The following is a 26,189-nucleotide window of genomic DNA, read 5'->3' as shown; positions in this document are numbered from 1 at the left end:
TGAGCCGCTCAAGTGCAGGTCTGCAGCCTGCTATGTCTTCGCCCGCAACGCCGCGGCCCAGGCAAGGCCCACCCATCTGGCCAGATCCTCGGGGTCATCCAGCGCCGCATCGGGAATTGACCAGTACGGCATTGCCACCGGCTTGGTTTTGCCGTCATAGCTCCACTGGCTGGCGCCCGCACCGGCAAATTCAGGCGCGGTTTCCGCATCGGCCTTGAGCAGGATTTCGCCGCTGACTTCCAGCGCCAGGATCTTGCCCTGATGATAGATGCCCTTGCCGCCGAACATGCGCCTGATCGTCACCTCGCCCAGGCTCGCAAACATCTCGCGGATGCGGTCATTGTCCATCTGCAGATCCGGTCGATTCGGTGACGCCACCCGCTGCCCGCACGGCCTCCGGCGTGTCGACATCCAGGCGCGCCGCCGGGCCGATTTCAACATCGACAACCGGAAAGACACCGCTTTCGATCAGGGCGCGGGCGCCGACATCGCCCGTCAGCGCCATCGCCTCGGCAAAGGCCGCCCGCGGCAGGATCACCGGATTGCCGCGCCGCTCACCGTCGCAGGCGCGAATGATCGCCCTGCCCTGGTGCTCGACGAAACGGGCGATCAGCCTGTCCAGATGCGCGGCGGTCAAAGCCGGCATGTCGCCGAGCAGGATCAACGCACCGGCGCTGGTCTCATCGAGCGCGCCCAGACCGCATTTCAGCGACGAGGCCATGCCGCTTTCGAACGCCGGGTTGTGCGCCAGGTGCACGCCAAGCCCGTCAAGCTGGGCGGCAATGTCCTCGCCCCGGTATCCGGTCACCACCACCGTCTGGCGCGCCGTTGACGACATTGCCATCCGTGCCAGCCTGCGGATCAGCAATTCCCCGTCAAACACCGCCAGCAGTTTGTGCCCCGCCGCCTCGCCCATGCGGCTGGCCCGGCCGGCCGCAAGCAGCACAATGCCGACGCTCAAATCCGCCCCGTCCGGATTGGATTTTACGACGGGCTGCCGCAATTGCGGCCGTGTGACAATTTCCGTGAGCAATCCGCCCACACCCATTGCTGCGATATCTGCCGTTGACGGCATCTGGCCGGCAAGAAGTCGCGCCAGCACCCAGTCAAACCCATTCTCCTTGGGGCTGCGGGCACAGCCTGGCGCGCCAATGACCGGAACATCGCCGACCGTCCCCAGCACCAGCAGATTGCCCGGATCGACCGGCATGCCGACCCGCTCGACATGCCCGCCGGCCTTGCGGATTGCCGCTGGAATGACATCCTCGGGATCGGTGACGGCGGAAGCCCCGAAGACCATGATCATCTCGAGCCCGGCCGCCATCCGGGCGATCTCGGCGGCAACCGCTTCGGCCGTGTGGGCCACGCGGCTCTCCTCGACCAGGCTCGAGCCGCTCGGCGCCAGCCGCACAGCCAGCCGCTCCCGGGTCTTGTCCATCACCGAGGTCTTCAGAGTCGGCAGCATCGTCGCGATCAGCCCGGCGCGCACCGGTTTGAACGGCGCGACCCGCGAAAAGCCGGGGTCGGCAATCACCCTGCCGGCCTGCTCCAACGTCACACCGGCAACAGCCAACGGAATGATCTTGATGGTGGCAACCATCTCGCCTGCTTGCACGGCAACATGCTCGGCAAGGCAGGCATAGGTGATCGCAGGATCTATTCGGTTGAAGCCGTCGATCAGCCCGCGATCGGGACAAAACAGCCCGGCCTGGGTGGCAAACAGGTTAACGCGGCCGGTGGATGCATTGGCCGCGCGGATATGCGCGCCGGTGAAGGCCGCCGCCAGGGTATCGGCCGCAGCGTCCTCGCCAACGTCGCCATCATCCAGACGCGCCACGATGACCGTGCTGATGCCGCCTTGGCCGATTGCCTCGAGATCGCCGGCCGTCAGCACATGCCCCTTCTTCAGCCGCAGGCTGCCGGTTCGCAGCGAATGCGCCAGCACCGTGCCTTCGGCCTCTCGCAGCGGAACTGACCCGTAAAACACGCCGTCAGTCTTTCAACGGCCGGGGTGGTTCGCGCAAGGCAGCGATGGTCTGCGCCAGAATTGCCACGGCAATTTCCTCCGGGCTCTGGGCGCCGATGGAGAGCCCGATCGGTGCCGCAATCCGGCCGATAACCGCATCGCTCAAACCTGCCTCCGTCAATCGCTCGACCCGCCGCGCATGGGTCTTGCGCGATCCCAGCGCTCCGACATAGAACGCCTCTGCCTTGAGCGCCGAGATCAGCGGCCAGTCATCGATCTTGGGGTCATGGGTGACCGCCACCAGCGCCGTGAACGCGTCCAGCGGTTGCTCTTTGAGCACATCCTCGGGCCAGTCCGCGGCCAGATCGACGTTCCTGAACCGGTCAGGGGTTGCAAATGCCGTGCGCGGATCGATCACCCTGACGTCGAAACCGGCGATTTTCGCCATCGGCGCCAGCGCCTGCGAGATGTGCACCGCGCCAATGATCACCATTCTGGGTGACGGAACATGCACATTGAGAAAGAACTGCTGCCCCTCGGCCTCCACCACGCCGGATTTGCCGGTCCGGAAAGCCTTGGCAACCGCACTGCCCAGATCCCCGGCTGCCGGATCGCCTTTCATCACCAGGCGGTTCCGGCCGTCGGCAAGATCGGTGAGCATGATCGCCGCTTGCCGGTCGCGCCGCGCTGCATTGAGCTTTTTCAGCAGATGCGGGTCCATCAGCCGATCCGCTCCAGATAGACCTCGATCGTGCCGCCGCAGGAGAGCCCGACCCGCCAGGCGGTCTCGTCCGCAACGCCGAATTCGAGCATTCTCGGCTCACCACTGGCAATCACCTCCGCCGCTTCGGAAATCACCGCGCCTTCGACACAGCCGCCCGAGACCGAGCCGCTGAAATTGCCGTCCGCATCAATCACCAGATGGCTTCCGACCGGCCTTGGCGCCGACCCCCAGGTCTTTATCACCGTTGCCACGGCCACCTCCCGGCCCTCCAGCATCCAGCTCTCCGCCAGCATTAAGGGATCAAGCTGCGCTGCAAAGGTCTCGGCAGGTGCTTCAACTGAAATCTGTGATGTCATGTCTGCCTCCATCGCTGTCCCCCAGTATGGCCACCGCCGACAGACGAATTCAAGTCATATAGCGCCGCGGGTCGGACTTGGCCGCATCGCTTGCACCCAGAGCCGCCACCAGATCGGCCATCGCTGCAATATTGTGGATCGGGCGGAATTCATCGACATGGCCAAGCAAGGTGCGCACACCCCGCGCGCGGGCTTCGAACCCGTCAAAGCGCAGCAGCGGATTGAGCCAGATCAGCCGGCGGCAGGAGCGGTGCAGCCGGTCGATTTCGGTTTCAAGCTCCTCGACCGAATCGCGCTCAAGCCCGTCGGTGATCAGGATCACCACCGCCCCCTGCCCCAGCACCCGGCGCGACCAGCGAAGGTTGAACAGCCGAAGCGCTTCGCCGATCCGGGTGCCGCCCGACCAGTCCTTGACCGCGCTGGTGCACTGATCAACCGCCTCGTCGGGGTCCCGGTGGCGGAGCTGCCGGGTGATGTTGGTCAGCCGGGTGCCGAACAGGAAGGTGTGAACCCCGCGCCGTTTCTCGCTGATCACATGCATGAAATGCAGGAACACCCGCGTGTACTGGCTCATCGAGCCGGAAATATCGGCGATGATGACCAGCGGCGGATGGGTTTTCCGGCGCTTGCGGAACCGCGGCAGGATCAGATCGCCGCCGGTCCGCATCGCAGCCCGCATGGTGGCGCGCGGATCAATCTTTTTTGGCACCGGCGACGGTTTGTAGCGGCGGGTCTCGACCAGATCGAACGGCAGTGCCAGCGCCGCGATCGCCCGCTTGGCCGCAGCCATTTCGCTGGCGGTCATCTGCGCGAAATCCCGCTGCCGCAACACTTCATTGCCCGAAATCGTTTCGCGTGCATCGATATCGATGACCGGCTTGTCTTCGGGCGGCCGCTTCGTCTCGTGCCCCTCAAACAGCGCCTGACTGACTCGTGTCTCGCCGGGTCTGAGCTTTTCCCGCTGCCTGTTTTCCATCGCCACCGGGGAAAACATCGCGATCATTTTCTCGACAAGATCGCGCGTCCTCCAGAACAGTCTGAACGCCTGATCGAAAACCTCGTGATCCTCGCGCCGCTTGACGAAGACCGAGTGCAGCACCCAGTAAAACTCCTCGCGGCTGCCAATCCCGGCGATTTGCACCGCCTCGACCGCATCGCGCACCGTTGCCGGGCCGACCTTCAGTCCGGCCTTGCGCAGCACCCGTGCGAAATAGACGATATTGTCGGCGACGCGGCCGCCGCCGTCCTTGCCATCGATCCCGGTCGCGGGTGCCGCCATTACAATGCCTGAGCCAGATCGGCCTTTACCTCGGCCAGCAGCTCCCGTCCGGCGCTGCCTTCAATGCGGGCGATGTCGTCTTGGTACTTGAGCAGGGTTCCGATCGTGTCAGACACAGTCTCCGGGTCGAGAGCGAGCCGGTCGAGTTCGGTCAGCGCCGTGGCCCAGTCAATGGTCTCGGCCACGCCGGGGCTCTTGAACAGATCCATCTGCCGCAGCTTCTGAACGTAGCTCACCACCTGCCGCGACAGTTCCGCATGGCAGCCCGGCACCTTAAGGCGGACGATTTCGAGCTCCACTGCGGCAGAGGGGTAATCCACCCAGTGATACAGGCAGCGCCGCTTGAGCGCGTCGTGAATCTCGCGGGTGCGGTTGGTGGTGATGATGACGATCGGCGGCTCACTGGCCGTGATCGTGCCCAGTTCCGGGATCGTCACCTGATAATCCGACAGGATTTCCAGAAGGAACGCCTCGAAGGCTTCGTCGGTCCGGTCCAGCTCATCGATCAGGAACACCGGCGCCCGGCCATCGGCCCCGTCCAGCGCCTGCAGCACCGGACGCCGAATCAGGTGTTTTTCCGAGAATATAGAGCGCTCGATCGCCGACCGGTCGTCTTCGCCGGTGGCCTCGGCCAGCCGGATTTCGAGCATCTGCGCCGGATAATTCCACTCGTAGACCGCCGAGGACACATCCAGTCCTTCATAGCACTGCAGCCGGATCAGCGGCCGGTCGAGCGCCTTGGCCAGAACCTTGGCGATTTCGGTCTTGCCGACACCCGCCTCGCCTTCGAGAAACAAGGGCCGCTTCATCCGAAGGCTGAGAAACAGCACGGTTGCCAGCGCCTTGTTCGCCACATAGCCCTGGCTCGACAGCAGGGCGAGGGTTTCATCTATCGAATCTGGCAACGGAAGAGTGATCGACATCATGGCTCCGGGGTGGGGATGGGGCAGCGCCATCTCTCGCGAGGCTAAACAGAATGGTATCCGCGGTCCATATACAAAAGCGCCGGTCCGGCCGGCCCGGTCCGCAATCCGGTGACTTCGCCGATCAGGATCGTGTGTGTCGCCACGGTCTTGGCATCGATCAGCCGGCAGTCGAACACCGCCGCAGCGCCAATCAGCGCCGGCGCTCCGGTGGTGATGGTATCCCACTCGGCCTGCGCGAACCGGTCTTCGACACTGAGATGGTCAAGACCGGAAAACGCCACGGCCAGATGTTCGTGGCTAGCCATCAGCGTGTTGAGCGCGAAAATGCCCGATTCGGCAAAAATCTCATTGTGCGGATTGGCGTGATTGAGACAGACAAGCAACGTGCCCGGATTGTCCGATACCGAACATGCCGCCGTCACCGTCACACCGCGACGCTTGCCGTCATGCGCTGTTGTGGCGATTTGCACATGCCCCGCATACCGCGCCATCGCGTTGCGGTAGTCCTTGGAATCAATCGTTTGCCGTTTCAACACGCCTGCGCCTCAATTCTGGGATTTCTCCCGGTATTGCACTCATTGTGCCTCATACATAAAGTGCGGACGCCAATTTGAAAGCCGCCACCGGCGACTTTTTATCGATCGACCGCGCCTCACCGGCCCGAATCTGCGAATTTTGCTTGGTTTAGCCCGCACTGGCAGGCTAGATACCGCCCATGATGATCCGCCATGCGCTGTTCCCGTTCGCCCTCGTTGTGGCGGCTCTGCTTGCCGCAATGCCGGTGCGCGCCGAATCGCTGCATGTCGGTCTGGTGATCCCGCAATCGGGTCAGTTCCAGCCGCTAGGCGATCACGTCCGTCAAGCGTTTCAGACCTGGGACGCCGCAAACCCGAATTTGTTCGAAGACATTGTCGAGGGCGACGACGGCTGCACCGAACGGGCCGGAGCCGACGCTGCCGCAGCGATGATTGAAGCCGGCGTCCATATCGTGGTCGGGTTCTTGTGCACCGAAAGCCTCGCAGCCGCATTGCCGCTGCTCTCAGACGAGAACATCCCGGTCATCACCCTGACGGTCCGCGCCGACATCATCGGCGAGGAGGCGCAGCGGCTCGGATGGAAATTCCTCCGCCTTGCGCCACGCTCCGGCTCCGAGGCCGAGATTGCTGCGGATGCCATCTTCCGCCTGTGGGCCGACAAGCCATTCGCGCTGATCGAGGACGGCGCCATTTCCGGACGCGAACTCGTCCAGACCATCCGCATCAATCTGGAAAACCGTGGCCTCAAGCCAACCTTTGTCGACAATTTCCGCCCCGGCCAGGCCACCCAGCCAAGCCTGATTCGCAGGCTCAAATCCGCAGGCGTCAGCCGGGTCTTTGTCGGGGGTGAGCGCACCGATCTGGCGGTGATCGCCCGGGAGGCCGAGCTTCAAGGCGTCAACCTTCACTTCATGGGCGGCGACATGCTGCATGCGCCCCAGGGTGAAATCCCACTTCCCGACGGCACCATCGCCATACTTTCCGCCGGCGCGCTTCCGGGCCCTGAGGCCGAAGCCGCCAGAGTCGCCTTCGAAAGCCGCGGCCTGATTGCGGAAGGCTTGCGCATCCCCGCCTACGCGGCGGCCCAAATTCTCGGCGCCGTCGCAACGAGGATGGACTACAGCCGGTCCGGCCTTGACCAGGCCCTGCGCACGGCGAGCTTCTCGACAGCGCTCGGCCGCGTGACCTTCGGGCAGAACGGCGAACGCCGCGAGCCCGGCTTCGTGCTTGCGATCCTGGAAGACGGGAATTTCCGCCGGCTCAGCCTTGAAGACACTGCACAACTGACCAGTGACAGCCAATGATGACAGCCGGACCGCGCAACCTGATCACCGATGTGGACGGGCTGACCGTTGGCAATGCCGGCGATGCGGGATTGAGTTCCGGCGTCACCGCGATTGTGTGCGATCCGCCTGCAACCGCCGCAGTTCAGGTGCTTGGCGGCGCCCCCGGCACCCGTGAAACCGATCTGCTTGAGCCGCACAACACCGTGGAGACTGTCAACGGGCTGATCCTGTCCGGCGGGTCGGCCTTTGGCCTTGATGCCGCAAGCGGCGCACAGGCGTTTCTGCGCCAGCAGGGCAAGGGGTTTGAGGTTGGCCCGCACCGAATTCCGATCGTTCCGGCAGCCATTCTGTTTGACCTGATCAATGGCGGCGACAAGGACTGGGGGGTTTATCCGCCCTATCGCGAGCTCGGCTACCAGGCGACGCAAGCCGCGTCGCAGGCGTTTGCCATCGGCAGCGCCGGCGCCGGCATGGGCGCGCTGACGGCAACCTTCAAGGGCGGTCTTGGCTCCGCCTCTGCCCGTCTCGCAAACGGCTTTACCATCGGCGCCCTTGTTGCCGCCAATCCGATGGGCTCGGCCACCATTGGAAACACAAGGCATTTCTGGGCAGCCCCGTTCGAGATCGGCGCCGAATTCGGCGGCCTGGGCATGCCCTCGCCGTTTCCCGGCGACGCGGCCGATCTGAAAATCAAGTTCCGGGATCGGGCCCGTGGCGTCTCCAACACCACAATCGCCGTCATTGCCACCGATGCCAGCCTTACCAAGGCCGAGGCCAAACGCCTCGCAATTGCCGCCCATGCCGGCTTCGCCCGGGCAATCTGGCCCAGTCACACGCCCTTTGACGGTGACCTGGTGTTTGGCCTTGCCACCGGCGCCTCCGCACGCAAGCCCTCGCCCGATGACTTTATCGAGCTGTGTGCCGCCGCCGCATCGGCCATGAGCCGCGCCATCGCCCGCGGGATCTGCCACGCCACGCCCGATCCGCGAGACTTGATGCCCGCCTGGGCAACCACGAGCGGCTGAACCGATACCCTGCCGGATCAGTCTTCCGGTTGCCTGCCTGCCTGTCGGATGCTACCCGGACAGGCCAACCAGTCAGAAAGCTCCACGATGTTTGCCGCGCGTTCCATTCTGCTTCTTTTGGTGTCGTTGCTGCTCGGCCCGGGCGCGGCGCACGCCGGAGAATTCTCCGAATTCCGGCCGCTTGGATTTTCCGCTGACGGCAAGGTCTTCGCGTTCGAGGAGTTCGGCATTCAGGATGGGTCCGGATTTGCCTTTGCCAACCGCTTCTTCATCGACACCACACGGGATGCCTTCCTGCCGGGATCGACGGTGCGCGTTGTCATCGAGGACGAATCGGCCGGGATCGGCGCTGCCCGCGCAGAGGCGGCGAGCAAATCTGCCTCCCGCGAGGCGATCCATCGCTTTTCCGACAATCCGGGCGTGATTGCCGCCTTCAGCCCGGCCTCAAGCCTCGACGCGGCCGCGCACCGGCTGCGCTATACGCCTGTGTCGATGGTGCCGCAGCCGTTTGGCGCCTACACGGTCCGCCTGCGCGAAGAGCCCTTGCCGGCCTCCAGCCTGTGTGACGTCTTTGGCCAGACCTCGACCGGGTTCGGGCTGGAGATGACCGAGATCAATGGCCAGCCTGCGGCGTTGCTTCTGCATCAGGACAAAGCCGTGCCGCGAAGCCGCGGCTGCCCCGTCGGCTACCGCATTGGCGGCGCTGTTACCCATCTGTCGGGTGGCGTAGTGACACAGGCAATCCTGGTGCTGGTGCGGTCCCATGGTTTTGAGGGTGAAAACGGCCGCTGGATCGCCATCACCCGACGGTTTGAATGAACAATCTCGTCAAACGGCGCAAAGGCCCGGCGCCAAGACCGGCCAATGACAACTCCAATCTGCGCGACCGGCTTTGCGCCGCCAGAATCGGCTGGCGTGAGGGCATTTCCGGCGCGCTTGGCTGGGGGGCTGCCATGGCGATCTCGGCCCAGGCCTCGTTATGGCTGTCGATGGCCGCGCTGACCAGCCACTACTGGAGCCTCACCGCACTTGTGTTTGCCGGGGCGGCCTGTGCCTGGCCGCTGAGCCTTGCCCTGTTCCGCTTCATCGCATTCCGCCGCCGGCGCGAGGCGGCCTTCGCGGTCGCGTTTTTGTGCCTGACACTGTTCACCATCGGGCTGACATCGGCGATGTTTGCAGTGATCTACCGGGCATTTTACGCCCAGTGGCATGGCGATCCGTTCACCAAATTGTGGCTGGCGCAATTTGTCTTCACCGTCGCCTCGGCTCTCTACCAGTTCGCTGTGCAGGGCGTGCGGCTCTACCTTCCGCTGGGTGTGGTCTTTCTCGGCCTCGCCTCTTACGGGCTGGCCTGGGCGCATTCACACCCGAAACAGCCGAAATCCGGCGTTATCTCCTGATCTTGAGCGGAGCGACGTTTGCATCCGCACCGAAATGATCTAGACCCGGCGCAACGCAACTTACCACGGATTTCGCCATGATACCTCGTTACTCCCGCCCGGAAATGGTCGCTGTCTGGTCGCCCGAATCGAAATTCCGTATCTGGTTCGAGATCGAGGCCCATGCCTGCGATGCGCTTGCTGAACTCGGGGTCATTCCGGTGGAGGCTGCAAAAACCATTTGGGAAAAGGGCAATGCCGCCACCTTCGATATCGACCGCATCGACGAAATCGAACGCGAAACCAAGCACGATGTCATCGCCTTCCTCACCCATCTGGCCGAGATCGTCGGGCCGGACGCACGGTTCGTTCATCAGGGCATGACCTCATCGGATGTGCTCGATACCTGCTTCAATGTTCAACTGGTCAAGGCCACGGATATTCTGCTGGCTGACATGGATGCTCTGCTGGCGGCCCTCAAGCGACGCGCGATCGAGCACAAGGACACTGTCTGCATCGGCCGTTCGCACGGCATCCATGCCGAGCCGGTCACCTTCGGGCTCAAGATGGCCGAAGCCTATGCGGAATTTGATCGGTGCCGTACCCGCCTGGTCAATGCCCGCGCCGAAATCGCCACCTGCGCCATTTCCGGCGCGGTCGGAACCTTCGCCAACATCGACCCGCGCGTTGAAGAACATGTCGCCAAGGCCATGGGCCTGACCGCCGAACCGGTGTCCACCCAGGTGATCCCGCGGGACCGTCATGCGATGTATTTCGCCACCCTCGGCGTCATCGCCTCCTCGATCGAGCGCGTTGCCACCGAAATCCGCCATTTGCAGCGCACCGAAGTGCTGGAGGCCGAGGAATACTTCTCCAAGGGCCAGAAGGGCTCGTCGGCCATGCCGCACAAGCGCAATCCGGTGCTGACCGAAAACCTCACCGGCCTGTCGCGGCTGGTGCGCATGGCGGTCACGCCGGCAATGGAGAACGTCGCATTGTGGCATGAACGGGATATCTCCCATTCCTCGGTCGAACGCATGATCGGCCCGGATACCACCGTGACGCTCGACTTTGCCCTGTCGCGGCTGACCGGCGTCATCGACAAGCTTCTGATCTACCCCGAGCGTATGGTCGGCAACATGGACCGACTCGGCGGACTGGTGCATTCCCAGCGCATCCTGCTGGCCTTGACCCAGGCCGGTTCGTCACGCGAGGAGGCCTACAGCCTGGTCCAGCGCAACGCCATGAAGGTCTGGGACAGCTATCAGGTGTCCGGCGATTCCGAGATCGACTTTCTCACCGAGCTGCTCGCCGACGCGGACGTGCGCACCTATCTCTCCGAGACCGAAATCAGGGACCGCTTCGATCTCGGCTACCACACCAAACATGTCGACACCATCTTCGCGCGGGTGTTTGGCGAGAGCTGAGGCCGGTTGACAGGGAATTCGTGACAGGCGTTCATGCGACGTGAACGCCTGTCATCAAACAGCCCCGCTGCTGCCGCCTTGTTGCCGCTGTTGCCGGCCATTCTGCTGCTCAATTCAGATATCGGAGAGCATGATGCAGGATTATCCGCCCTTGGCCGATCGCGGGCGCCGCGCCCGCGGCAAACACGGCTACGACCGCAATGACCGCCACGACACCGGCGCCAGTCTGTGGCTTGCAACCGCAACCGTCCTTGCCGCGCTGGCCGCATTGCTGCTGTTCAGCCATGACAATCTGCGCAATGGCGGCGGCCCCTTTGTCATCACGCCGCCGGGCCCGGCCGGGACTGCGCCGAACGGCGGCCTGTAAGATCAAGGCCGGGGCTGATGGCAATCGTTGTTGACAGAGCCCTTTCCCGCCACCGACACCATTGTTGTCAGCGGGTTGTTGACATTTGATCGCGTCTCGCCCACCTCGGCAGCATGAAAGTTGCCCAATCTGACATCCTGATCGTCCCCGGATACACCAATTCCGGCCCCGACCACTGGCAAACCCGCTGGCAGGCCCGGCTGTCGACGGCCCGCCGGGTCGAGCAGGACGCCTGGTCAAAACCGGTTCTTGAAGACTGGACCGCGCGCTTTGCCGAGGCCGTCAACGAATCGGTCAAACCGGTTGTCATCATCGCCCACTCGCTCGGCGTCGCAACCGCGGTGCAGGCGTTGCCGCAGTGCAGGCAAAAGATTGCCGGCGCGTTTCTTGTTGCTCCGCCGGAAGTGGACAACCCGGCGATTCGGCCCAGGCACCTGATGACCTTTGGCCCCTACAAGGACGATCCGCTGCCGTTTCCGTCAATCGTTGTGGCGAGCCGCAACGACCCGTTCGGCTCCTACGAACACGCCGGCGACAGGGCCAATGCCTGGGGCGCCATGCTGATCGACGCGGGAGAAGCCGGTCACCTCAACGCAGAATCAGGCCATGGCCCCTGGCCCGAAGGCATCATGGTGTTTGCCAATTTTCTCTCGCGGCTGACGCCCTGAGTGGAAACACCGCAATCTCAGCCCTTGGCCTGTGCGAGCATCACGGCCGCCCCGGCCTGCAAAATGCCCGGGTCCGTGTTCAACGCCGCAAGCCGGTATCCCATCCGGGCAAAACCCGGCACATCGGCGGGATCGACCGCAAACACTGCGGCAAACTTGCCGGCGTCCCGCGCCCGGCTGGCAATGTCGGCAATGACATCCTGAAGCGCGGCATTGCGCGGATCCACGCCGGCGCCGTCTGTCCAGGATATCGAAAGATCTGAAGGCCCGACAAAGACGCCGTCGATTCCGTCCTGCGCCAGAATTCCGTCGAGCGCGGCAATGGCGGCACGGGTTTCGATCATCGCAAATGCCAGGGTTTGCCTGTTGGCAGTCTTGAAATAGCTATCTGGCGAGACCGACCCGTGCAGGTGCAAGGCCTTCGTTGGCCCCCAGGACCGCTCGCCAAGCGGAGGGTATTTCATTGCATTGGCAAAGGCTTCCGCGTCAGCCACTGAATTGATCATCGGCGCGATCACGGCCTCAAACCCCATATCAAGCGCCCGGCTGGCAAGATCATTGCGCCCCACCGGAATCCGCAGGATTGCCGGTTTGCCCACCGCCGCAACCGCTTGCACGGAGGCGAAGGCAGAGGATTCGCTATGGGCGCCATGCTGCATGTCGACGGTGACCGCATCGAACGGGCAGCGGGCCAGCCCCGCGGCCATATCGGACGAGGCGCTGGTCGACCACGCCGTAATCAGCATTTTGTCCTGATCAAGATTATCGCGCAATTGCATGGAAAGCTTCTCCTCAATCGATCTCCCGCCCGCGGCGGAAGTGGGTCAGTCTCAATCCAACAAAAAACCGCCGACGGCAAGCCGCAGGCGGTTTGATGACATCAATCAGCGTTCAGTCAGCCGGCCTCGATCTGTTCGACGGCCACAGCCAAGAGTTCATCCATTTTGCGGCGCAGCTGATGATCGGACTGACTGACGCCCGCTTCATCAAAATCGCCGCGCACCTTGCGGAACACATCCTCATCGCCGGCTTCTTCCAAATCAGCCACAACGACGGTTTTGGCGTAAGCTTCGGCGTCGTCACCGGTCTTGCCAAGCAATTCGGCGGCCCAAAGGCCCAAAAGCTTGTTGCGGCGGGCCTCCGCCTTGAATTTCAACTCCGCATCGTGAGCAAACTTGTTCTCGAATGCGTTTTGACGGTCTTTCATGTTGCCCATGGCTAGCTCCCGGCGCTGAAGTGATTATCCCTATATGGGTGTCCGCCCCATAAAACAAAAGACTGCCCAAGTTGCAATGCAATCCCGGACAATGCCACGCATTTCCGGGGACATCCGTGACAACATCGTTGTGAAAGCCCGGACAATCGGCTAAAGCACGGCTCAAAATCGACCCTATGCCGAGTTGCCGCGGCTTCAGACGGCACAATTGACAGGGATTGCCATGACCCGTCGCCGCCGTATCTACGAAGGCAAAGCCAAGATTTTGTATGAAGGCCCCGAACCGGGAACGCTGATCCAGTTCTTCAAGGATGACGCGACCGCCTTCAACAAGAAGAAGCAGGATGTTGTCGATGGCAAAGGCGTCCTCAACAACCGGATTTCCGAGTACATCTTCTCGCATCTGAACCGGATTGGCATCCCGACCCACTTCATCAAGCGCATCAACATGCGCGAGCAATTGATCAAGGAAGTCGAGATCATTCCGCTTGAAGTGGTGGTCCGCAATATCGCGGCCGGCTCACTGGCCCAGCGGCTCGGCATCGAGGAAGGCACAGTCCTGCCCCGCTCGATCATCGAATTCTACTACAAGGCCGACGCCCTCGACGATCCGATGGTCTCCGAAGAGCATGTCACCGCCTTTGGCTGGGCCAGCCCGCAGGAGATCGACGACATCATGGCGCTTGCCATCCGCGTCAATGACTTCCTCACCGGCCTGTTCCTTGGCGTCGGCATCCAGCTGGTCGATTTCAAGATCGAATGCGGCCGTCTTTTCGAAGGCGACATGATGCGCATCGTCGTCGCCGACGAAATCTCGCCCGATTCCTGCCGGCTCTGGGACGTCAATACCAACCAGAAGTTCGACAAGGACGTCTTCCGCCGCGATCTCGGCAATCTTGTCGAGGCCTACCAGGAAGTCGCCCGCCGGCTCGGCATCATGAATGAGAACGAGATGAACCGTCCGTCCGGGCCGGTTCTGGTCAAGTAAACGCCGGGAGTTGTATTTATGATCAAGGCACGTGTCACCGTGACCCTCAAGAACGGCGTCCTCGATCCGCAGGGCAAGGCCATCGAGCACGCGCTTGACGGTCTGGGCTTTTCCGGAGTCGGCCAGGTCCGCCAGGGCAAGGTCTTCGACATCGTTCTGGAAACTTCCGATCGCGCCGAGGCCGAAGCCGAACTCAAGGCAATGGCGGAAAAGCTGCTTGCCAACATGGTGATCGAAGATTTCACTGTCGAGGTGCTCTGAGCCATGAAAGCCGCTGTCATCCTGCTCCCCGGCCTCAACCGCGACCGCGACATGATCGCGGCGCTGACCAAGATATCGGGCCAGGCTCCGCAAACCATCTGGCAGACCGAAACATCGATCGATGACGATATTGATCTGATCGTCATTCCGGGCGGGTTTTCCTATGGCGATTACCTGCGCTGCGGCGCCATTGCGGCGCGCATGCCGGTCATGCGGGCGGTGCGTGAGAAGGCCGAAAAAGGCACCCGGGTGATCGGGGTCTGCAACGGCTTCCAGATCCTTTTGGAAACCGGCCTGCTGCCCGGCGCGCTGATGCGCAACGCCTCGCTCAAATTCGTCTGCCGTGAAGTCAACCTCGAAGTTGCCAATTCCGGCACGGCGTTCACACAAGGCTACTCCCAGGGCCAGATCATCCGGTGCCCGGTCGCCCATCACGACGGCAATTATTTCACCGACCCGGACACACTCGCCAGCCTCGAGGCAAACCGCCAGGTGGCGTTCCGCTATACCCCCGACACCAATCCGAACGGCTCGCTCAACAACATTGCCGGCATCGTCAACACCGCCGGCAACGTGCTCGGCATGATGCCGCACCCGGAAAACCTGATCGAAGCCGCCCATGGCGGCAGCGACGGTCGCGCCCTGTTCGAATCCGCTTTGGGCCTTGTCGACGCCTGAGTTGCATCACCCGGCCGGTCTTGTCGGATGACATGGAAGCTGTTTTGCCTGCGCCGTCTGTCGGGCCCCGCCGCCTTCAACCCACTGATGGCACGCTTGGTCGGAGCAAGAATCGTGGTATTGCCTCGTCAAACATGATCGCGCCGTTCCAGGCGTCGGAGACCCTGATGACGCACATTTGGCCGTTTCTTGCCCTGGCCTCCGGGTTGGCAGTGTCCGCCTGCGCTCCCGCCTCCACACCTGCCGCCGGGATGAGCGCGCATTCGCTTTCCGTCTCGACGCTGCAAAAGGTCAATGCCCAGGCCCATGCCTGCTGGCTCAAGGATCGCGACTTCGCCGATTACGGCCTCGTGCCGGAGCTCGACACCGGCAGCACCCCCCGGGTCTTGATCGTTCCGCGCGGCAAGCCGCAGGCCTTGCCCAAGGCGGTCATCGTCGCATCCGCCGGCCATGCCCAGTTTTACGGTCCGCTGTCCGCCTCGCCACTGGCCGGCCGTATCAATGGCGACATCACACGCTGGGCTTCGGGCGTGACCGGATGCTGACCAAAGCCGCTGCTGCGCGGTTTTGGCGCGGGCCGTGTCCACAGAATAGCACCGTTGTTCGGCCAAAAGCTCAAATACAAGGTGCCATCGGCCCCGCCAGTGCGCTATAGGCTGCTGTATGACGATGACAAAAAGGGCGACCGCCGCCATGACCATTCCGAACACCATCCCGATCACCGAAGAGCTGATTGCCGCCCACGGGCTCAAGCCCGAAGAGTATCAGCGCATTCTCGACCTGATCGGGCGTGAACCCAGTTTCACCGAACTCGGCATCTTTTCGGCCATGTGGAACGAGCATTGTTCCTACAAATCCTCGAAGAAATGGTTGCGGACGCTGCCGACCACCGGCCCGCGGGTCATCCAGGGCCCGGGGGAAAACGCCGGCGTGGTTGATATCGGCGACGGTGAGTGTGTGGTCTTCAAGATGGAAAGCCACAACCATCCCTCCTATATCGAGCCCTACCAGGGCGCCGCCACCGGCATGGGCGGGATCCTGCGTGACGTCTTCACCATGGGCGCGCGGCCGATTGCGGCGATGAACGCGCTGCGTTTTGGTGATCCCGACCATCCCAAGACCCGTCACCTCGTGTCCGGCGTCGTTTCCGGTATCGGCGGTTACGCCAATTGCTTCGGCGTCCCCACGGTCGGCGGTGAAGTTGAGTTCGACACGCGCTACAATGGCAATTGCCTGGTCAACGCCTTTGCTGCCGGTATTGCCAGGACCGACGCGATTTTTCTCTCCGAAGCCAAGGGCGTTGGCCTGCCGGTCGTCTATCTCGGCGCCAAGACCGGTCGCGACGGCGTCGGCGGGGCGACCATGGCATCGGCCGAATTCGACGAATCGATCGAGGAAAAGCGCCCTACGGTTCAGGTTGGCGACCCGTTCACCGAGAAATGCCTGCTTGAAGCCTGTCTTGAGCTGATGCAGACCGGCGCGGTCATCGCCATTCAGGACATGGGCGCTGCGGGCCTTACCTGCTCGGCGGTCGAAATGGGTGCCAAGGGCGACCTCGGCATCGAGCTCGATCTCGACATGGTTCCGGTGCGTGAAGAAAACATGAGCGCCTACGAGATGATGCTGTCGGAAAGCCAGGAGCGCATGCTCATGGTGCTCAAGCCGGAGAAGGAAGCCGAAGCCAAGGCGATCTTTGTCAAATGGGGTCTCGACTTCGCCATTGTCGGCAAGACCACCGACGATCTGCGCTTCCGCATCCTGCATCAAGGTGACGAAGTCGCCAACCTGCCGATCAAGGATCTCGGCGACGAAGCGCCAGAATATGACCGCGAATGGCGCGAACTCGGCGGCCTTTCGCCGCTCGATATCGCTGACGTCGAAGAGCCGGAAGACTACGGCCAGGCGCTTCTCGACCTTCTCGGGTCACCCAACAACGCCTCCAAGCGCTGGGTTTGGGAACAGTACGACACGCTGATTCAGGGCAGTACGCTGCAGATTCCGGGCGGTGACGCCGGTGTCGTGCGTGTCGAGGGCCACGACACCAAGGCGCTTGCCTTCTCGTCGGATGTGACGCCGCGCTATGTCGAGGCCAATCCTTACGAGGGCGGCAAGCAGGCGGTGGCCGAGTGCTGGCGAAACCTGACTGCCACCGGCGCGGAACCGCTGGCGTCGACCGACAATCTCAATTTCGGCAATCCCGAGCGGCCCGAAATCATGGGCCAGCTGGTGATGGCCATCCAGGGCATCGGCGAAGCCTGCACCGCCCTCGATTTCCCCATCGTCTCGGGCAATGTCTCGCTGTACAACGAGACCAATGGCGAGGCGATCCTGCCGACACCGACCATCGGCGGCGTTGGCCTGATTGACGACTGGAACCAGATGGCGCGGATCGGCGGTGCCGGGGCTGGAGACTGCGTCATTCTGATTGGCGGCGACGGCACGCACTTGGGCCAGTCGGCGTGGATGCGCGATTGTCTTGGCCGCTGCGAAGGCGCACCGCCATCGGTCGACCTGATGGAAGAACGCCGCAACGGAGATTTCGTCCGGTCCGCGATCCGCAACGGCCAGGTCACTTCCTGCCATGACATCTCCTCAGGTGGTCTGGGCGCAACATTGGCAGAAATGGTGATGGCGTCCGATCTCGGCATGAAGATCGATCTGTCCTCGAGCCAGGGCCCTGCCCATGCCTTGTTGTTTGGCGAAGACCAGGCCCGTTATGTTATCACTGTACCTGCCGATCTCGGCAGCTACATCATGGCCAGTGCCGAAGGTGCGGGGGTTCCCTTCCGCCATCTCGGCACGGTCTCGGGTAGCGCCCTTCAGATTGAAGGCGTGTTGTGCGTTGCCGTATCGGCATTGCGCGCAGCCCATGAATCGTGGTTCCCTGCCTATATGGACACCCCGACAACCCTTGCTGCAGAATAGTGAAATCAGGAGCCGATCCAAATGGCAATGAACGCAGGCGACATCGAAAGACTCATCAAGACCGGGATTCCTGACGCCAAAGTCACAATTCGCGACCTGGCCGGAGATGGCGATCACTATGCCGCCGAAGTCGTCTCCGAGAGCTTCCGCGGCAAGAGCCGGGTGCAGCAGCACAAGATGGTCTACGACGCTCTGCAGGGCAACATGGGCGGCGTTCTGCACGCATTGGCACTGCAAACCAGCGTGCCCGACTAGGCGAGATGAATGGCCGGCTTTCTTGAAGGACTGATTGAAGAAATTATGGCCGGGGTGGCCAGCGCCGGGGGAAAAAGTGCAGTGATCCGCAAGCGCCGGCGCTCCACCCGGCACAAGTCGAGCCGCAAAACCACCCCGAGGCGCAGGCGATCCAAGACCACGTCAACCATCGAGGAAGCGTTGATCAAAGCCTTGACCGGCAACAAGCACGAGCTCACCCCAACCAAGACCCGCCGCAGCAAAAACCGCGCCACCCGCCGCAGATCGGCAGCGCGCAGACGGTAGGGCAATCACGGAATATCGGTCTTCAGTCCTGATCTTTCCCGAACACCGCCACAACCGGCCCGGCAGGCTCGCCCGCATCGATTTCCATCTTTCCACCCCAGGCCAGGCTTGAGACCGCGCCGTCGAAAAACAGCGCGTTTGGGCATTTCGCCACATCCCGAAACAGCCGCCCGAACGAGCCGAGACTGACCGGATCACGGGTGATCGCCAGCACGACCTTGCCGTCCGCCCGCACGCCTGCGCCATTGCGAATATATTTCGAGCTGCCGTCGGGCAGGAAGCGCGGATGGAGCGCGCCGTCAATCACCAGCATTGGCCCTGACTGACTGGCGAAAGCCGGTGCGATGGCTGCTGCGGCATAGGCCTCGGTCTCCAGCACGCCGGCGCGACCGTCCTCAAGCACGAAAAACACGCCATTCGGCTTGAGAAAGAAATTGCCGAACCCGTCATCGCTGTTCAGGGACGCAAACTCGACCCCCTCCTCGGCATAGAGCCCGACCGGGGTCATGTCCGCGTGATACATGCCCGCATTCATTGCCAGCAAAGGCGTTCGTCCGTCTGCGGCCAGGCCCGCCACAGCCCGGGCGACGCTGCCATAAGGGGTAGCATCGCGGTCCCGGTAGACCAGCGCGATATGGTGACGTGCCGGATCCACCACACACACAATCGCCCGCGCACCCTCAAACTCGGTCTCTTCACAGATGTCGGGCTTGTTTGGCGCATCCATGCTCCCGGCCTCCTTTTGTGTTGCCTGCGGTTGCTGCCTGTGCACCGGCGTGTCTGATCCACCCGGCACCACTGTCCAAACAGCCCAGAGCGCGGCAGCAGCCAGCATCCCAAGCAAGACATAACCAGCGTAACGCGTTTCCATCTGATCACTTATAGAGCCGAGCTTCTTGTCTTGTCATCCATGGCACGTTATCTGAAGGACAACGAATTTCGTGGCCACACGTTCTGAAAGGATCCAACAATGTCCGGCATCCATGATTTTATCGAAAATGAAGTGAAGACCAACGATGTCGTGGTGTTCATGAAAGGCACCCCGCAGTTCCCGCAATGCGGTTTTTCGGGCCAGGTGGTTCAGATCCTGGATTACCTCGGTGTCGCCTACAAGGGCATCAACGTGCTCGCGGACGACGCCCTGCGTGACGGCATCAAGCAGTATTCCAACTGGCCGACCATCCCGCAGATTTACGTCAAGGGCGAATTCATCGGCGGTTGCGACATCGTCCGCGAGATGTTCCAGTCCAACGAATTGCAGCAGCACATGACCGATGCCGGTATCCCGGTCAAAGCGGCCTGAAGCTGTTCGATTGAAGCGACGGCAGGAGGCGGTTTATCCGCCTCTTTTCGTATCCGTGGACATCACCACGCGGCTCAGACTTCCGCACCCAACCCATTGCGACTGGAGACAAGACCATGACCTGGACCATCTATCTCTCGGGCGAAATCCATTCCGACTGGCGCCAGCAGATTGAAACCGGCGCCCGCGCCGCCGGTCTGCCGGTGGCCTTCAGCGCCCCCGTCACCCATCATGAAGCCTCCGACGATGCCGGCGTTGCCATACTCGGTGCCGAGCCGGACAAGTTCTGGCACGATCACAAGGGCGCCCAGATCAACGCCATCCGCACCCGCACGCTGATTGGCAAGGCTGACATCGTCGTGGTCCGCTTCGGCGAGAAGTACAAGCAATGGAATGCAGCATTTGATGCCGGCTATGCCGCCGCGCTCGGCAAGCCGCTGATCGTGCTGCATTCAGACGAGCACGCTCACGCGCTCAAGGAGGTCGATGCTGCGGCGCTGGCGGTTGCCAGGACGTCCGAGCAGGTGGTGTCGATCCTGCGCTATGTCATTGACGGCGCGCTTTCAGGCTACACCACAGCACAGGACACAGCCAGGTGAGCACTGGCTATCAAGGTTTTGGCGACAAGGCCCTGCCCTTTCTCAAGGCGCTCGGTTTCCACCAGAACCGCGACTGGTTTCACGACAACAAGGAACTCTTCGAAGAGCATCTCAATGAACCGCGCGGCCGGCTGATCGACGATCTGGCCGCGCGTCTGGCCGAGAGCAACATCCCGCTCACCTGCAACCGCAAGTCCTCGACCTTCCGCATCAACCGCGATATCCGCTTTGCCAAGCAAAAACACCCCTACAACACCCATGTCAGCGCGGTCATCACCCGCTCGGGCACCAAGAAGGACCAGGGGCTGCTGTATTTTCACGTTTCGCCTGGCGATTGCTTCCTCTCGGTCGGGTTCTACGCCATGGAGCCGGACGAGCTCAGAGCTTTCCGCGACGCCATCGTGACACGCAGGACCATGTTCGATACAGCACTCGAGCCTCTGATCGATCTGGGCTATGTTTTCGATCAGGAAAACAGCCTCAAGCGCACGCCCCGCGGCTTCGAACAGATCACCGACCCCGAAACGCTCGCTCTGATTCGTCTCAGACATCTGACGCTCTCACGCCCATTTGCCGAGGAGCGGCTTGAGGGCTCGATATTGCTTGACGATCTCACCGAACTGGCCGAGGCAGCGCAGCCTTTCCTCAGCTTCGGATGGCGGGTCCTTGACCCGGTTCGCGCCGCGCGCAACGAAAAGCAGCCATAGGATGGGCAGGCCACTATCCAGCACTGCAGACCACCTACCCGATTTTAGCTGATATCAGTAGCTTGCCGGATGGCCGGGCCGGGTCTATGTAGCGTCTTGGCGATGGCTGGCCCGGCTCGCCTTCTGGTTCCCACACCAAGACGGGTTCCGGCCTCTTCGCAAGGGAGTGGCTGGGGTTCAGCTTTGCAATGAACAGATACTCTCCCACTGTTCCCGATAGAATGGAATACTCAATGCACGGAACACCGGCCGCTGGCGCAAGTCAGCCTGCGAGCATCGGAGGCATTGGCCGCCCGCATTTCATCGCCATTGTCGCCTCCCTGATGGCGCTCAATGCGCTGGCCATCGACATCATGCTGCCGGCCTTTCCGCAGATGGCCGCAGGCCTTGGCGTCGCCGATCCCAATCAGGTCCAGTTCGTGCTGCTGTCCTATATCATCGGGTTCGGCGCAGCACAGTTGGTCTTCGGCCCGGTTTCCGACCGGTACGGCCGCCGCATGCCTTTGTTTTTCGGCATCGCGCTTTATGTGGTCTGTGCCCTCGCCGGCGCTTTCGCGCCAAGTTTCGAATTCCTTCTGGCGGCGCGTTTGCTGCAGGGTGTTGGCGCAGCCGCGACGCGTGTCATTGCGCTGTCGGTCGTCCGCGACACCCATTCCGGCCGGGGCATGGCTGCCACCATGTCGTTGGTAATGATGGTGTTCATGGTCGTTCCGGTGTTCGCGCCGATGATTGGCCAGGTCATCATCCTGGCCGGCAACTGGCATCTGATCTTCGTGTTCATGGCACTGGTCTCGCTGGCCGTCGGCGCATGGGCCGCCTACCGCCTGCCCGAAACACTGAAGCACGAGAACCGCCGGCCCCTGACCCTCAAGAGCGTGCGCGAGGCCTTTGCGATCATCGTGTCCAACCGCATCGCGCTGTTTTACACCCTGGCAACAAGTTTTTATTTCGGCTCCCTGTTCGGCTTTCTCAATGTGGCGCAGCCCATCTACGTCGATCTGTACGGCCTGGGCGCCTATTTTCCGGTTGCCTTTGCCGCCGTTGCTGTTGTCATGGCCGGATCGTCGTTTCTCAATTCCCGTCTTGTCGGGCGCTTCGGCCAGCGCCGGCTCTCCCATGGGGCATTGATCGCCTATCTCGGATTTGCGCTGCTCCTGGCCGGGTTGAGCGCAATCGGGCCCATATCGTTTTCGGTGTTTTTCGGAATTTCCCTGCTTATGATGCCGCTGTTCGGGTTTGTCGGATCCAACTTCAACTCCATTGCCATGGAACCGCTGGGCGCCATTGCCGGCACCGCGTCCTCCACGCTCGGCTTTGCCCAAACGGTCGGAGGCGGCATCGTCGGCGCGCTGATTGGCCAGGCCTATGACGGCACCATTTTCCCGCTCGTCGCCGGATACGCCGTGGTGTCGGCCATTTCGCTGCTGATGGTTCTGATCGCCGAAAAGGGCCGGCTGTTTGGCGTCGGCGAATAGACGCCAAGCCTTGGCTTGACCGAGTCGCCAGTCAGCCTCGCCACAGCGCTTCGCGCACCATCTGCCAGCTTTCCACATCGCTGGTTGCCAGTATGCCGCCGTCGAGATGCTCCGGCCGGTAGGCGCTGCCATCGAAACGACGGACATAGCCGCCCGCTTCCTCGGTGATCAACGCGCCGGCGAGATGGTCCCACGGCATCAGCTTGTTGTAGAGCGCAAAATGAATATGGCCGCCAACCAGCAAGCGGTACTCCTGCGCCGCGCAGCGATACGCCACGCCGCCCAGGCACAGCGCCTGATTGCGGGCAATCGCGCTGCGATCGGGCTCTGGCATGTATTGCCACGAAGCCGACCCGATCATCTCGCCAATCGAACCGGCAGGATCAGCTACCTTCAAGGCGCTGTCCCGCCCGTCAGGCCGCCGCAGCACCGCGCCGCCGCCCTTTTGCGCCATGATCCAATCCTTGCCCACCGGATCGTGAATGATCCCGGCCAGGGTTTCGCCCCCCTTGACCACCGCAAGCATCACGCCGAATGCGGCGACGCCCGAGGCAAAATTGAAGGTGCCGTCAATCGGATCGACCACGAAGGCCAGCCTGTCGGTCCGGCTCCAGCCCTCAAGCAGCGCCGGATTGTCCTCCACCGCTTCCTCACCAATCACCACCGAACCCGGAAACCGTTCAAGCAGGGCCGCGGTGATCACGCGCTCCGCCTTCACATCGGCTTCGGTCACAAGATCGGCTGCCGACGTCTTCTGCTGAATCGCGCCCGCACCGAGATTGCGAAACCGTGGCATGATTTCTGCCGCGCCCACATCCAGCAGCAGCGCCGCAAGCCAATCCATATCCGTTGAACTTAAAGTGGTCATGAGTCCGCCTTCCTTGGGTGTGCGGTAAGAGCCGCAAAATCAAACAGGGATCTGTCAAGCAGGTGTGACGGCCGGGTGTTCGACAGAGCCCGGATCATCGAATCCTTGCGACCAGGCATGCGTTGCTCGATGTCCGTGATCATCGTCTTCATGGCGTTGCGCTGCAGTCCGTCCTGGGAGCCGCACAGATCGCACGGTATGATGGGGAACCTCAGCGCTTCGGAAAACCGCGCGAGATCTTCCTCGGCGCAATAGGCCAATGGCCTGAGCACCATCAGGTCGCCGTCGTCGTTGAGCAGTTTCGGCGGCATCGCTTCGAGCCGCCCGCCATGAAAGAAATTGAGAAAGAAGGTTTCGAGAATGTCATCACGATGGTGCCCCAGCACCAGCGCTTCGCAGCCCTCTTCCCGCGCAATCCGGTAGAGATTGCCGCGCCTGAGCCGCGAACACAGCGCGCAATAGGTGGCGCCTTCCGGTACCTTCGCGGTCACCACCGAATAGGTGTCCCGGTACTCGATCCGGTGCCGAATTCCGTGCGCGGTGAGATAATCCGGCAGAACATGTTTGGGGAAGTTCGGCTGGCCCTGGTCGAGATTGCAGGCAATCAGATCAACCGGCAGCATGCCGCGCCATTGCAGGTCCATCAACAGCGCCAGCAATCCGTAGGAATCCTTGCCGCCCGACAGCGCCACCAGCCAGCGCGGCCGCATGCCCGATTCCGTCTCTGCAGGCCGCACCATGGCAAAATCTTCGATCGCCTGCCGCACATTGCGGATCAGCCGTTTGCGCAGCTTGTTGAACGAAACGCTCGAAGGCGCCTCGGCATACAGCGACGGCCCGGCCATGGCGATTGGCTCGGCCGAGGCCGCAACACTGTCCATCTGATCTCTCACATCACTCATGGCCACCGGGATGATGACTTTGTCCGGATCAGTCAAGCCCCGAACACCGACCATTCCATCTGCCGGGCCAATTGTTCGAGCGCCGCACTTCCGAGCTTCGAATTGCCGACCGGGTCAAGCCCCGGCGACCAGACCGCAATCGAGGCCTTTCCCGGCGCGATCGCCAGAATTCCGCCGCCGACACCGCTCTTGCCGGGCAGGCCGACGCGGAAGGCGAATTCACCCGATCCGTCGTAATGACCGCACATCAGCATGATGGCATTGATCCGGCGCGCCCGTTGTTCCGACACCACCTGCGCTCCGGTGACAGGATCGCGTCCCTGATTTGCCAGGAACAGTCCGGCCCGGGCCAGTTGCTGGCAGGTCATGACGATGGCGCATTGGTGGAAATAGACCCCCAGCACATGGTCAACCGGATGATCGATGGCGCCGAAGGAGCGCATGAAATGCGCCAGCGAGGCATTGCGGTCGCCATGGTCGGTTTCAGACCGCGCCACATGCTGGTCAATCAGAATCGAATCATCATCGGTCAGATGACGGATGAACTGGACGATTTCGCCAATCGCTTCCTTCGGCTGGTGTCCGGCCATGATCAGGTCGACCACGGCGATGGCGCCGGCATTGATGAAAGGGTTGCGCGGGCGGCCTTTTTCCTGCTCAAGCTGCACGATCGAATTGAACGGATTGCCCGACGGCTCGCGGCCGACGCTGCTCCAGACAGCATCGCCCAGCTTGCCCAGCGCCAGTGCCAGCGTGAAGACTTTTGACACGCTCTGGATCGAGAACCCGGTTGCGGCGTCACCAGCCGAAAACACCCTCCCGTCCGTGAGCGCCACCGAAATGCCGAACTGACTGGGCTCCACCTTGGCCAATTGGGGAATATACTGCGCCACCAGGCCGCGATCTTCCGCCACCGACGCGTCAAAGGCGATCTCGTCAAGAACCTCCTGCAACTCAGCCATCGCCTGCTCCTAGCGCATGTCGCGTTCAAATGGACTCATCAAGACGATAACGTACATGCCGTGATCCCAACAGATACAGCGTCCCTTGCGCGTCCAGCGGGATAGCCAGCGCGGTGGATTCAGGTCGAACATTCCGCTTTCCCATGCAAAAAGGCCGCCCCGAAGAGCGGCCTTGATCTGGCACAATCCAATGAAGGCTGATGGATCAGCGCGAATAGAATTCGACGACCAGGTTGGGTTCCATCACCACGGCGTAAGGAACGTCGGCCAGTGTCGGCACGCGGACAAAGGTCGCTGACATCTTGTGATGATCGGCATCAATGTAATCCGGCACGTCCCGCTCGGCCAGCTGGGTCGATTCGAGCACGATGGCGAGCTGCTTGGACTTTTCCCTGACCGCAACGACATCGCCCGGCTTGCAACGGTAGGAGCCGATGTTGACGCGCTGGCCATTGACGGTGACGTGGCCGTGGTTGACGAACTGGCGTGCAGCGAAAACGGTCGGCACGAACTTGGCGCGGTAGACGATGGCGTCCAGACGCTGCTCAAGCAGGCCGATCATGTTTTCAGGCGTATCGCCCCGCATCCGGTTTGCTTCGTCGTAAATCTTGCGGAACTGCTTTTCCGAGACGTCGCCATAGTAGCCCTTGAGCTTCTGCTTGGCGCGCAGCTGCACGCCGAAGTCGGAAAGCTTGCTCTTGCGGCGCTGGCCGTGCTGGCCGGGGCCATATTCGCGACGGTTGACCGGGGACTTCGGACGACCCCAGATGTTTTCGCCCATACGGCGATCCAGCTTGTATTTTGACGATTCGCGCTTGCTCATCGC

The 26,189-nt window shown here is 62.2% G+C and carries 32 protein-coding genes; 18 read left to right on the top strand and 14 right to left on the bottom strand.

Translation table 11 applies throughout. The features are described 5' to 3' along the window. Positions 1-30: 30 nt before the first annotated feature. From PZ897_RS04795 to PZ897_RS04765, 7 genes are read right to left on the bottom strand one after another with little or no spacing between them, the layout of a single operon-like run. Complete coding sequence (locus tag PZ897_RS04795) at positions 31-348, bottom strand: TfoX/Sxy family protein (RefSeq protein ID WP_275750400.1); 318 nt, start codon at positions 346-348, stop codon at positions 31-33. After that, on the bottom strand, positions 338-1,987 hold the full coding sequence (locus PZ897_RS04790) for a molybdopterin-binding/glycosyltransferase family 2 protein (protein ID WP_275750398.1): 1,650 nt from the start codon (positions 1,985-1,987) through the stop codon (positions 338-340). Before PZ897_RS04790 ends, PZ897_RS04795 begins: the two co-directional genes overlap by 11 nt. A gap of 4 nt (positions 1,988-1,991) precedes the next feature. Then, the gene (locus tag PZ897_RS04785; RefSeq protein ID WP_275750396.1) at positions 1,992-2,687 is read right to left on the bottom strand and encodes an XdhC family protein; all 696 of its coding nucleotides are present in this window, start codon (positions 2,685-2,687) and stop codon (positions 1,992-1,994) included. Further along, the gene (locus PZ897_RS04780) at positions 2,687-3,046 is read right to left on the bottom strand and encodes an XdhC family protein (RefSeq protein ID WP_275750394.1); all 360 of its coding nucleotides are present in this window, start codon (positions 3,044-3,046) and stop codon (positions 2,687-2,689) included. Before PZ897_RS04780 ends, PZ897_RS04785 begins: the two co-directional genes overlap by 1 nt. Positions 3,047-3,095: 49 nt before the next feature. Continuing rightward, on the bottom strand, positions 3,096-4,325 hold the full coding sequence (locus PZ897_RS04775; protein ID WP_275750392.1) for a VWA domain-containing protein: 1,230 nt from the start codon (positions 4,323-4,325) through the stop codon (positions 3,096-3,098). Then, positions 4,325-5,251 (bottom strand): MoxR family ATPase, encoded by a 927-nt coding sequence (locus PZ897_RS04770; protein WP_275750390.1) that lies wholly within the window; start codon positions 5,249-5,251, stop codon positions 4,325-4,327. The genes PZ897_RS04775 and PZ897_RS04770 overlap by 1 nt, the downstream gene beginning before the upstream one ends. Positions 5,252-5,292: 41 nt before the next feature. Continuing rightward, positions 5,293-5,787: a flavin reductase gene (locus PZ897_RS04765; protein WP_275750389.1), complete on the bottom strand. Its 495-nt coding sequence runs from the start codon at positions 5,785-5,787 to the stop codon at positions 5,293-5,295. 179 nt (positions 5,788-5,966) lie between these two features. Between PZ897_RS04765 and PZ897_RS04760 the strand changes: the two genes are divergently transcribed. The 7 genes from PZ897_RS04760 (at position 5,967) to PZ897_RS04730 (ending at position 11,939) form a co-directional block, all read left to right on the top strand. Continuing rightward, positions 5,967-7,091: an ABC transporter substrate-binding protein gene (locus PZ897_RS04760; RefSeq protein ID WP_275750388.1), complete on the top strand. Its 1,125-nt coding sequence runs from the start codon at positions 5,967-5,969 to the stop codon at positions 7,089-7,091. After that, on the top strand, positions 7,088-8,098 hold the full coding sequence (locus PZ897_RS04755; protein WP_275750386.1) for a P1 family peptidase: 1,011 nt from the start codon (positions 7,088-7,090) through the stop codon (positions 8,096-8,098). Before PZ897_RS04760 ends, PZ897_RS04755 begins: the two co-directional genes overlap by 4 nt. An 87-nt stretch (positions 8,099-8,185) precedes the next feature. Further along, on the top strand, positions 8,186-8,917 hold the full coding sequence (locus PZ897_RS04750; RefSeq protein ID WP_275750384.1) for a DUF2259 domain-containing protein: 732 nt from the start codon (positions 8,186-8,188) through the stop codon (positions 8,915-8,917). Then, the gene (locus PZ897_RS04745) at positions 8,914-9,498 is read left to right on the top strand and encodes a hypothetical protein (protein WP_275750382.1); all 585 of its coding nucleotides are present in this window, start codon (positions 8,914-8,916) and stop codon (positions 9,496-9,498) included. The genes PZ897_RS04750 and PZ897_RS04745 overlap by 4 nt, the downstream gene beginning before the upstream one ends. 77 nt (positions 9,499-9,575) lie before the next feature. Further along, a complete protein-coding gene (purB, locus tag PZ897_RS04740; RefSeq protein WP_275750381.1) occupies positions 9,576-10,904 on the top strand; it encodes an adenylosuccinate lyase in 1,329 nt (442 codons plus the stop codon). Positions 10,905-11,034: 130 nt separating this feature from the next. Then, the gene (locus tag PZ897_RS04735; RefSeq protein WP_275750379.1) at positions 11,035-11,271 is read left to right on the top strand and encodes a hypothetical protein; all 237 of its coding nucleotides are present in this window, start codon (positions 11,035-11,037) and stop codon (positions 11,269-11,271) included. 113 nt (positions 11,272-11,384) lie between these two features. Continuing rightward, positions 11,385-11,939, top strand: a complete 555-nt coding sequence (locus PZ897_RS04730) for an alpha/beta hydrolase (protein ID WP_275750377.1) — start codon at positions 11,385-11,387, stop codon at positions 11,937-11,939. A 17-nt stretch (positions 11,940-11,956) separates the two neighbouring features. On the opposite strand, the gene PZ897_RS04725 is transcribed toward PZ897_RS04730, so the two are convergent. Together PZ897_RS04725 and PZ897_RS04720 are read right to left on the bottom strand one after the other, a co-directional pair. Further along, positions 11,957-12,718 carry an aldolase/citrate lyase family protein gene (locus tag PZ897_RS04725; protein ID WP_275750375.1) on the bottom strand — a complete coding sequence of 254 codons (762 nt, stop codon included), beginning with the start codon at positions 12,716-12,718 and terminating at the stop codon, positions 11,957-11,959. A gap of 116 nt (positions 12,719-12,834) precedes the next feature. Then, positions 12,835-13,155 carry a DUF1476 domain-containing protein gene (locus PZ897_RS04720; RefSeq protein WP_275750373.1) on the bottom strand — a complete coding sequence of 107 codons (321 nt, stop codon included), beginning with the start codon at positions 13,153-13,155 and terminating at the stop codon, positions 12,835-12,837. A 223-nt stretch (positions 13,156-13,378) separates the two neighbouring features. Here PZ897_RS04720 and purC point away from each other — a divergent pair, with 223 nt between their 5' ends. The 7 genes from purC (at position 13,379) to PZ897_RS04685 (ending at position 18,547) form a co-directional block, all read left to right on the top strand. Then, the gene (gene purC / locus PZ897_RS04715) at positions 13,379-14,143 is read left to right on the top strand and encodes a phosphoribosylaminoimidazolesuccinocarboxamide synthase (RefSeq protein ID WP_275750371.1); all 765 of its coding nucleotides are present in this window, start codon (positions 13,379-13,381) and stop codon (positions 14,141-14,143) included. 18 nt (positions 14,144-14,161) lie between these two features. Next, positions 14,162-14,404 (top strand): phosphoribosylformylglycinamidine synthase subunit PurS, encoded by a 243-nt coding sequence (purS, locus tag PZ897_RS04710; protein ID WP_275750369.1) that lies wholly within the window; start codon positions 14,162-14,164, stop codon positions 14,402-14,404. A 3-nt stretch (positions 14,405-14,407) separates the two neighbouring features. Further along, positions 14,408-15,082, top strand: a complete 675-nt coding sequence (gene purQ / locus PZ897_RS04705) for a phosphoribosylformylglycinamidine synthase subunit PurQ (RefSeq protein WP_275750368.1) — start codon at positions 14,408-14,410, stop codon at positions 15,080-15,082. A 167-nt stretch (positions 15,083-15,249) separates the two neighbouring features. Then, positions 15,250-15,627, top strand: a complete 378-nt coding sequence (locus PZ897_RS04700; RefSeq protein ID WP_275750367.1) for a hypothetical protein — start codon at positions 15,250-15,252, stop codon at positions 15,625-15,627. 148 nt (positions 15,628-15,775) lie between these two features. Further along, positions 15,776-18,007 carry a phosphoribosylformylglycinamidine synthase subunit PurL gene (gene purL / locus PZ897_RS04695; protein ID WP_275750479.1) on the top strand — a complete coding sequence of 744 codons (2,232 nt, stop codon included), beginning with the start codon at positions 15,776-15,778 and terminating at the stop codon, positions 18,005-18,007. A gap of 21 nt (positions 18,008-18,028) precedes the next feature. Further along, positions 18,029-18,262: a BolA family transcriptional regulator gene (locus PZ897_RS04690; RefSeq protein ID WP_275750365.1), complete on the top strand. Its 234-nt coding sequence runs from the start codon at positions 18,029-18,031 to the stop codon at positions 18,260-18,262. Positions 18,263-18,271: 9 nt separating this feature from the next. After that, positions 18,272-18,547 carry a hypothetical protein gene (locus PZ897_RS04685; RefSeq protein WP_275750364.1) on the top strand — a complete coding sequence of 92 codons (276 nt, stop codon included), beginning with the start codon at positions 18,272-18,274 and terminating at the stop codon, positions 18,545-18,547. A gap of 22 nt (positions 18,548-18,569) precedes the next feature. Here PZ897_RS04685 and PZ897_RS04680 read toward each other — a convergent pair whose 3' ends face one another. Beyond that, the gene (locus PZ897_RS04680) at positions 18,570-19,274 is read right to left on the bottom strand and encodes a phosphodiester glycosidase family protein (protein WP_275750362.1); all 705 of its coding nucleotides are present in this window, start codon (positions 19,272-19,274) and stop codon (positions 18,570-18,572) included. A 243-nt stretch (positions 19,275-19,517) separates the two neighbouring features. Here PZ897_RS04680 and grxD point away from each other — a divergent pair, with 243 nt between their 5' ends. The 4 genes from grxD (at position 19,518) to PZ897_RS04660 (ending at position 22,631) form a co-directional block, all read left to right on the top strand. Next, entirely contained in the window at positions 19,518-19,850 is a 333-nt protein-coding gene (gene grxD / locus PZ897_RS04675; protein ID WP_275750360.1) for a Grx4 family monothiol glutaredoxin, read from the top strand. Positions 19,851-19,966: 116 nt separating this feature from the next. Next, entirely contained in the window at positions 19,967-20,449 is a 483-nt protein-coding gene (locus tag PZ897_RS04670; protein WP_275750358.1) for a YtoQ family protein, read from the top strand. Then, a complete protein-coding gene (locus tag PZ897_RS04665; protein WP_275750357.1) occupies positions 20,446-21,156 on the top strand; it encodes a TIGR02453 family protein in 711 nt (236 codons plus the stop codon). Before PZ897_RS04670 ends, PZ897_RS04665 begins: the two co-directional genes overlap by 4 nt. 233 nt (positions 21,157-21,389) lie before the next feature. Beyond that, the gene (locus PZ897_RS04660) at positions 21,390-22,631 is read left to right on the top strand and encodes a multidrug effflux MFS transporter (protein WP_275750355.1); all 1,242 of its coding nucleotides are present in this window, start codon (positions 21,390-21,392) and stop codon (positions 22,629-22,631) included. A 31-nt stretch (positions 22,632-22,662) separates the two neighbouring features. On the opposite strand, the gene PZ897_RS04655 is transcribed toward PZ897_RS04660, so the two are convergent. The 4 genes from PZ897_RS04655 to rpsD all read right to left on the bottom strand — a co-directional run bounded on the left by PZ897_RS04655 (position 22,663) and on the right by rpsD (position 26,186). Further along, a complete protein-coding gene (locus PZ897_RS04655) occupies positions 22,663-23,499 on the bottom strand; it encodes an inositol monophosphatase family protein (RefSeq protein WP_275750354.1) in 837 nt (278 codons plus the stop codon). Next, positions 23,496-24,380 carry a tRNA 2-thiocytidine(32) synthetase TtcA gene (gene ttcA, locus PZ897_RS04650; RefSeq protein ID WP_275750477.1) on the bottom strand — a complete coding sequence of 295 codons (885 nt, stop codon included), beginning with the start codon at positions 24,378-24,380 and terminating at the stop codon, positions 23,496-23,498. The genes PZ897_RS04655 and ttcA overlap by 4 nt, the downstream gene beginning before the upstream one ends. 53 nt (positions 24,381-24,433) lie before the next feature. Then, positions 24,434-25,363, bottom strand: a complete 930-nt coding sequence (locus PZ897_RS04645; RefSeq protein WP_275750352.1) for a glutaminase — start codon at positions 25,361-25,363, stop codon at positions 24,434-24,436. Between the two features lie 205 nt (positions 25,364-25,568). Next, on the bottom strand, positions 25,569-26,186 hold the full coding sequence (rpsD, locus tag PZ897_RS04640; RefSeq protein ID WP_275750350.1) for a 30S ribosomal protein S4: 618 nt from the start codon (positions 26,184-26,186) through the stop codon (positions 25,569-25,571). Positions 26,187-26,189 lie beyond the last annotated feature (3 nt).

It is taken from the genome of Hoeflea sp. YIM 152468 (assembly GCF_029210485.1).
Classification (GTDB): Bacteria; Pseudomonadota; Alphaproteobacteria; order Rhizobiales; family Rhizobiaceae; genus Hoeflea.
This window is presented reverse-complemented; position numbering and strand designations above follow the sequence as displayed.

Coding starts and splice junctions, on each gene's coding strand:
- PZ897_RS04795 (WP_275750400.1), bottom strand. CDS start 348: ATGGACAATGACCGCATCCGCGAGATGTTTGCGAGCCTGGGCGAGGTG.
- PZ897_RS04785 (WP_275750396.1), bottom strand. CDS start 2,687: ATGGACCCGCATCTGCTGAAAAAGCTCAATGCAGCGCGGCGCGACCGG.
- PZ897_RS04780 (WP_275750394.1), bottom strand. CDS start 3,046: ATGACATCACAGATTTCAGTTGAAGCACCTGCCGAGACCTTTGCAGCG.
- PZ897_RS04775 (WP_275750392.1), bottom strand. CDS start 4,325: ATGGCGGCACCCGCGACCGGGATCGATGGCAAGGACGGCGGCGGCCGC.
- PZ897_RS04770 (WP_275750390.1), bottom strand. CDS start 5,251: ATGATGTCGATCACTCTTCCGTTGCCAGATTCGATAGATGAAACCCTC.
- PZ897_RS04760 (WP_275750388.1), top strand. CDS start 5,967: ATGATGATCCGCCATGCGCTGTTCCCGTTCGCCCTCGTTGTGGCGGCT.
- PZ897_RS04755 (WP_275750386.1), top strand. CDS start 7,088: ATGATGACAGCCGGACCGCGCAACCTGATCACCGATGTGGACGGGCTG.
- PZ897_RS04750 (WP_275750384.1), top strand. CDS start 8,186: ATGTTTGCCGCGCGTTCCATTCTGCTTCTTTTGGTGTCGTTGCTGCTC.
- PZ897_RS04745 (WP_275750382.1), top strand. CDS start 8,914: ATGAACAATCTCGTCAAACGGCGCAAAGGCCCGGCGCCAAGACCGGCC.
- purB (WP_275750381.1), top strand. CDS start 9,576: ATGATACCTCGTTACTCCCGCCCGGAAATGGTCGCTGTCTGGTCGCCC.
- PZ897_RS04735 (WP_275750379.1), top strand. CDS start 11,035: ATGATGCAGGATTATCCGCCCTTGGCCGATCGCGGGCGCCGCGCCCGC.
- PZ897_RS04730 (WP_275750377.1), top strand. CDS start 11,385: ATGAAAGTTGCCCAATCTGACATCCTGATCGTCCCCGGATACACCAAT.
- PZ897_RS04725 (WP_275750375.1), bottom strand. CDS start 12,718: ATGCAATTGCGCGATAATCTTGATCAGGACAAAATGCTGATTACGGCG.
- PZ897_RS04720 (WP_275750373.1), bottom strand. CDS start 13,155: ATGGGCAACATGAAAGACCGTCAAAACGCATTCGAGAACAAGTTTGCT.
- purC (WP_275750371.1), top strand. CDS start 13,379: ATGACCCGTCGCCGCCGTATCTACGAAGGCAAAGCCAAGATTTTGTAT.
- purS (WP_275750369.1), top strand. CDS start 14,162: ATGATCAAGGCACGTGTCACCGTGACCCTCAAGAACGGCGTCCTCGAT.
- purQ (WP_275750368.1), top strand. CDS start 14,408: ATGAAAGCCGCTGTCATCCTGCTCCCCGGCCTCAACCGCGACCGCGAC.
- PZ897_RS04700 (WP_275750367.1), top strand. CDS start 15,250: ATGACGCACATTTGGCCGTTTCTTGCCCTGGCCTCCGGGTTGGCAGTG.
- purL (WP_275750479.1), top strand. CDS start 15,776: ATGACCATTCCGAACACCATCCCGATCACCGAAGAGCTGATTGCCGCC.
- PZ897_RS04690 (WP_275750365.1), top strand. CDS start 18,029: ATGGCAATGAACGCAGGCGACATCGAAAGACTCATCAAGACCGGGATT.
- PZ897_RS04685 (WP_275750364.1), top strand. CDS start 18,272: ATGGCCGGCTTTCTTGAAGGACTGATTGAAGAAATTATGGCCGGGGTG.
- PZ897_RS04680 (WP_275750362.1), bottom strand. CDS start 19,274: ATGGATGCGCCAAACAAGCCCGACATCTGTGAAGAGACCGAGTTTGAG.
- grxD (WP_275750360.1), top strand. CDS start 19,518: ATGTCCGGCATCCATGATTTTATCGAAAATGAAGTGAAGACCAACGAT.
- PZ897_RS04670 (WP_275750358.1), top strand. CDS start 19,967: ATGACCTGGACCATCTATCTCTCGGGCGAAATCCATTCCGACTGGCGC.
- PZ897_RS04660 (WP_275750355.1), top strand. CDS start 21,390: ATGCACGGAACACCGGCCGCTGGCGCAAGTCAGCCTGCGAGCATCGGA.
- PZ897_RS04655 (WP_275750354.1), bottom strand. CDS start 23,499: ATGACCACTTTAAGTTCAACGGATATGGATTGGCTTGCGGCGCTGCTG.
- ttcA (WP_275750477.1), bottom strand. CDS start 24,380: ATGGACAGTGTTGCGGCCTCGGCCGAGCCAATCGCCATGGCCGGGCCG.
- PZ897_RS04645 (WP_275750352.1), bottom strand. CDS start 25,363: ATGGCTGAGTTGCAGGAGGTTCTTGACGAGATCGCCTTTGACGCGTCG.
- rpsD (WP_275750350.1), bottom strand. CDS start 26,186: ATGAGCAAGCGCGAATCGTCAAAATACAAGCTGGATCGCCGTATGGGC.